The organism is Flaviramulus basaltis, from assembly GCF_900114265.1.
Classification (GTDB): Bacteria; Bacteroidota; Bacteroidia; order Flavobacteriales; family Flavobacteriaceae; genus Flaviramulus; species Flaviramulus basaltis.
On the sequence record NZ_FPKV01000027.1, the window covers coordinates 1 to 1705 of the forward strand.

Genomic DNA, 1705 nt, shown 5'->3' on the forward strand with positions numbered 1-1705 from the left:
CGTTTTATAATGCCGTTTTAGAATAAGGTTTTAAGATATTTTTTTTGAGTTTTCGTGCGTTTAGATTTGCCGGCGAGATTATGTTTGCTAACGTTACGGCTATGGTTTCGTTGCGGAAAAGTCCGCAGGACATTTCCGCCGTAAAACGAAGATAGCAAAAGTGCGAGGATTTTCCGCAGGAAAATCAGCAGCAATGAACTATAGGCATTGTTATGCACAGTGCTTTATATTTTTTAGTATAATTAATTGTTTTTTACGCTTTGGGAAAGATTTAATTTCCCGTACAGAAAATCAAATCCGCCGTAATATTTGCGATTTGCTATGGTCAGAAGTTTTAACGCCTCGATTACGTGTTCAAGCTCAGTCCGACGCAACAGTTACGCCTTGTATTTGTCCGAAATCGGTTGAGTGAGTAATCCGTGTCTTTTGTGATTAAAATGCTTTTAAGAGTCTAATTTGCCGTAAGAGTTATGTTTAAATTTTTTTGATAAAATTAAAATCAAAGAAACAGTTTTTAAGGGTTTGCACTATTTTTTGAGCCGAGTGAGCCATTGTGCATAACGGTTACGTATAAGAATAGTGCGTAGTTTGAGTGCGAGGATTTTCCGAAGGAAAATCAGATGCAAGCAAACAAGCACAAACTTTTGATTTAGGAATAAACTTACGCATTATTTTTATACAATGTTGGCAACTGGCTTTTATTTTTGTCCACTATTTTATTTTAATCGCAACTGGATCAAGTCCGTTGTAATGACAATAGTCAATTAGTTCAAAAGTCAGTTCTCCGATTACTTTCTTGATTTTTTTCTGCTTATTTAAAGTCAGAAGTAGAGAACCGCATCTCAAGCAAATTTCTCCACCAGTTGAACTAGCTGAAATTTCATTTTCCAATAAAATTTGTTCTGCTTCAAATCCGTTATTTTTTAAAAGTCTTATAATTTCTTCTAAAATTTCTAAATGATTTTTTGTCGGTTGATTCATTTTTCAACTTCTTGGTTTTAATATCCGTTTTTTATAAACTAAAAGAGCAATAAAAGTTAGTCCGCATAAAATCGCTAATGAATGGCATACTTTTATGGTTTTACACAAATCAATTCCAGAGACGAGAGAAATGCAATCTGTCAATTCGTTTGTTTCATATTTTAAACTAACCATTGTATTTAATGCACCATATTCAAAAAATGGAATTCCAAATATTAGTAAAATTAGTGATATTATGTAAATTGTTTTTCTCAATTATTCTTGGTTTTCAGCTTGTTGCCAACGGTTCGGCTATGATTTCGTTGCGGAAAAGTCCGCAGGACATTTCCGCCGTAAATCAAAGATAGCAAAAGTGCGAGATTTTTCCGCAGGAAAAATCCGCAGCAATGAATTATAGGCAATGTTGTGTACAGTGCTTAATTTATTTCAATCTAGTTTATCCGTGCAGAAGGTCAGTCGTTCGCAACAGTTGCGCTCTGCTTTGGTCGGAATTTTTAGAGTCAGAAATTTTGTCCGTAAATAGAGGTCAGAAATCCGTAATATATACGTTTTGTTAAGGTCAAATGTTTTAAGAATTAAAGCGAAAAAATTAAAGATTTATATTGCTTTTAACCGAGTGAGCGCATTGTACACAACGGTTTTGTGTATGATTAGTGGCGTGTTTAAGCACCCAATTTAGCAAATAAAAACCGAATAGAAAATCCGCGAGGATTTTCGTAAGTAG

General features: G+C 34.2%; 1 protein-coding gene. It reads right to left on the reverse strand.

Translation table 11 applies throughout. The features are described from left to right. Positions 1 to 711: 711 nt before the first annotated feature. Positions 712 to 981: a hypothetical protein gene (locus tag BT151_RS18350; RefSeq protein ID WP_072403820.1), complete on the reverse strand. Its 270-nt coding sequence runs from the start codon at positions 979 to 981 to the stop codon at positions 712 to 714. Positions 982 to 1705: the final 724 nt, after the last annotated feature.

Coding starts and splice junctions, on each gene's coding strand:
- BT151_RS18350 (WP_072403820.1), bottom strand. CDS start 981: ATGAATCAACCGACAAAAAATCATTTAGAAATTTTAGAAGAAATTATA.